At 62.5% G+C, this 3,512-nt stretch carries 5 protein-coding genes; all 5 read left to right on the top strand.

Annotated features, from left to right (window positions below):
- The coding region (locus QZY44_RS34200) for a NifB/NifX family molybdenum-iron cluster-binding protein (protein ID WP_295458447.1) at positions 1-218 on the top strand (218 nt) is incomplete at its 5' end.
- 142 nt (positions 219-360) lie between these two features.
- Positions 361-1,026 (top strand): Crp/Fnr family transcriptional regulator, encoded by a 666-nt coding sequence (locus tag QZY44_RS34195; RefSeq protein ID WP_295458444.1) that lies wholly within the window; start codon positions 361-363, stop codon positions 1,024-1,026.
- Positions 1,027-1,127: 101 nt separating this feature from the next.
- Positions 1,128-1,331, top strand: coding sequence for a DUF2892 domain-containing protein (locus QZY44_RS34190; RefSeq protein WP_295458442.1), 204 nt, complete (start codon positions 1,128-1,130; stop codon positions 1,329-1,331).
- A gap of 478 nt (positions 1,332-1,809) precedes the next feature.
- Entirely contained in the window at positions 1,810-2,238 is a 429-nt protein-coding gene (locus tag QZY44_RS34185) for a hypothetical protein (protein ID WP_295458440.1), read from the top strand.
- A gap of 98 nt (positions 2,239-2,336) precedes the next feature.
- A partial coding sequence (locus QZY44_RS34180; RefSeq protein ID WP_295458437.1) for a tetrathionate reductase family octaheme c-type cytochrome occupies positions 2,337-3,512 on the top strand: 1,176 nt, incomplete at its 3' end.

Raw genomic sequence — 3,512 nt, 5'->3', positions numbered from 1 at the left:
TACCTGACTTCATCAAGCAGCAACAGGCCGAAGTGATGTTGAGTGGCGGTATGGGCGGACGCGCGATTGAGTTTTTCGCGCAGGCCGGTATCAAGACCGCGACCGGTGCGAGTGGAACGGTTCGCCAAGCGCTGGAAAAATATCTCGGCGGCACACTCACCGGCGCGGCCCCCTGCGATGAGAGCGTCGCGCACGGGCACGGGCACGATCACGGTTAAGCCCCACGCGGGGCGGACCAGCAATCGGGCGGCCGGCGGGTGCACTTACGGCCCGCCTTGAATGTCAAGGTGATGGAAGGCGGTGTCGCCGCCTGGCCTTATCCGCGCGAGCGCTAGCAGCCGGCACCCATGAGACTCCAGCATGCCTGAGACCACTTGGCACAGCCTGTTTCCAACCCTGGCCGCGGGCGACCCGGCGACCCGGGCACTGCTGGCTGGTGCATTGACCCTCGAATTGCCGGCGCAGCAGGCGGTCTTCTACGCCGGTTCTGCCTGTCCCAACTATGTCCTCGTATTGACAGGGACGATTCGGGTACAGATCATCGGCGAGCATGGCCGCGAGGCGCTGCTCTACCGGGTACTGCCCGGCCAAGCGTGCGTCCTGACGACCTGCTGTATTCTCTCCGGGGACGTCTATCCCGCCGAAGCATTCACCGAGTCCCGCGTCAAGTTCCTGAGTCTCTCCAAGTCGGTTTTCGACCGCGCTCTTGAGGATGCGCCGGCTTTCCGGCGCTTTGTCTTCGCCAACTTGGGGGCACGCATTGCCCAGGTCATTACCCGGATGGAGGAACTCGCCTTCCAGCCGATCGAACGGCGGCTTGCGAATCTACTTCTGCGGCGTCACGGCCAGACCCCGGCGTCGCTGCTGACCGCGACCCATCAGGAGCTCGCAGTCGAATTGGGCACAGCCCGCGAAGTGGTATCGCGCCACCTCAAACGCTTGGAGGCGGCGGGCGTGGTCAAGCTCGGACGTGCCACCATCGAGATCCTGGATCGTCAGCGTCTGGAGCGAAACGGTTTCGGTTAACTGTGACCAAGTCACTGACGCTTAATACCTGCCGTGTTACTTTCATCGCTGACCCAAACCCCTTGGGCTAGCCACCAACAGACCACTTGGAGCACTGACTCATGAACTTCACCAAAAATGCCGGAACCACCGATCGCGCCCTGCGCGGCATCGCCGGGATTGCCCTGATTGCCTTGACCTTAAGCGGGTACTTAGGTGCCTGGGGCTGGCTCGGCATCGTGCCCTTGGCAACCGCCCTGATCGGCTGGTGCCCCGCCTACACCCTGTTTGGCTTCAAGACCTGCAAGGACTGCCCAGCGGCTTAGCCCGACGCAGATGCGCGTGCTCACCAACCCCCGGCGACCTGCGCGCACCCGTTCAGGGACCACGCGCCGGGGGCTTGGTGAGTGACCCAGCGCCAATCAGTTGAAGCGAACCATCGCCGCAGTGTCCGCCTCACAATTTCGCGGCGGTATTATCGAGAGATGAACCCATGAGCTTCGACGCACTGACCATTGCCAGCATCATCGTCGTATCGTGAGCGCTGGCTTTCTGATTGCGTTGGTCGCTGGCAACGGCACGGGCAAGTAATGCCGGCCGCGGTCTTTTTCCGGCGTGAACACGCGGTACCTGGGAGGATTTGCTCCCGGCGTCTGCGGTGACCCATGCGCCCCCATCGGCTCTGCACGCCGGACGCCAAGAAGGGCAGACCATTTCCACTCAGGCTATCGGATCGGTGGCCTAAGTCCTTGTCGGCGGTCTTGAACCTCCGACCTAACCCGACTCTTGCGGAGCTTATCACCTATGGACCGCTTCACCCGCAACTATAGTGCCGGACTCGGCCTCATCGCCCTCGCACTCATCGGTATCTGGTTACACTCCACCTGGCAACCGCGAGTCAGTGAGATCAACGCGGTGCTGCAATCGGACCCGTTAGTCGCGAAGTATCCCTACCAGTTTCGCGCCGTTTCCTTCGACAACGGGATCGCGACCCTCTTGACCCCGCGGTCGTTCGATGTGCCCGCAGCAAGTTTCCTGGGGATCATCTATCCAGGACTTGCCGGTAAAGCTGAGGTCGATCCGGCCATGGCCGCCGCGCAGCAGGCCCTGGTCGACAGCCAGAAGCGGGCGATGGAGTTGGTCGAGGCGCTACCCTACGTCACCGCGGTGCGTTGGGAGCTGGATATCCGTTGGCTCGCGGACCATGGCGTTGTGGGTCCTGTCACGCGCTGAGGCCGCGCTCATCTATCATCCGCGGCTAGACCCGGGCGATCATAGTCAATAACAAAACGGGGCGTCAGCGCACCTCGCAATCCCAGAGGAAAGTCGCCATGCGTGTCCTGCTCTGTGTCCTGCTTGCCGTGAGCCTGATGCCACTCACCGTCGCCCAGGCGCGCAGCAACTGGCCGACTCCGCCCATTGAGGGAGATGCCGCCGCTCAGCTATCCGGCCCGCTGACCGGCGGCAGTGCGGACCACACTAAATTCGCGGTTCTCAAAGGACCGTTCGCGACCGGTCAGGAGGTCACCAAGGCGTGCCTCACTTGCCACACCGAGAGTGGCCGGCACTTCATGAAGAACATCCACTGGACCTGGGACTACACCAGCCCCGAGACCGGCCAACGACTCGGCAAGAAGCATCTGGTCAACAACTTCTGCACCAACGCCCGGGGCAACGAGGGAATGTGCGCCCAGTGCCACGCCGGTTACGGCTGGAAGGACGAGAGCTTCGACTTCACGAACCAGGACAACATCGACTGCCTGGTTTGCCATGACCATACCGGCACCTATTACAAGAGCCCCAATAGCGGCGGCAACAAGAGCTGCGCCGTGATGTTCGAGGGGCTGGCCCCGCTGGATCTTGCCCGGATCGCCCAATCAGTGCAATTGCCAGAGCGCGCCAATTGCGGGACCTGTCACTTCAACGGTGGCGGGGGTGACAACGTCAAGCACGGCGACCTGTCCTCGGCCCTCAAGCACCCGCCTCGCAGTCTTGATGTGCATATGTCCGCCGACGGGCAGAACTTCGCCTGTACCGCCTGTCATGTCACCAAGAACCACATCTGGGCCGGCAGCCGCTATGACGTTATCGCCAAGGACACGGCCGGCGCCGGTCGGCCCGGTCAGCGCCGCGATGTCGCGACTTGCGAGTCCTGCCACAGCGCCACGCCTCACCCAGCGGACTCTGTCAAACACATCAAACTCAACGATCACGTCGCCTCGGTAGCCTGCCAGACCTGCCACGTCCCCCGTTTCGCCCGTGGTGGGATCGCCACCGTGATGGATTGGGACTGGCGCACCGCCGGCAAGACCAAGAACGGCGAGGGCTACCATGAGCACGGTTACACCCAGGGTAATGGGGAGGAGCGTTACACCTACAAGTCCATCAAGGGCAGTTTCACCTACGCGGAGAACGTCATCCCCGAGTATGGCTGGTTCAACGGCCAGATGCGCTACACCACCATCGACACCCACTTCGACCTGAACCAGCAACCCATCCCGATCAAC

Origin of the sequence: uncultured Thiodictyon sp., from assembly GCA_903837595.1 — a bacterium.
Lineage (GTDB): Bacteria > Pseudomonadota > Gammaproteobacteria > Chromatiales > Chromatiaceae > Thiodictyon.
This window is presented reverse-complemented; position numbering and strand designations above follow the sequence as displayed.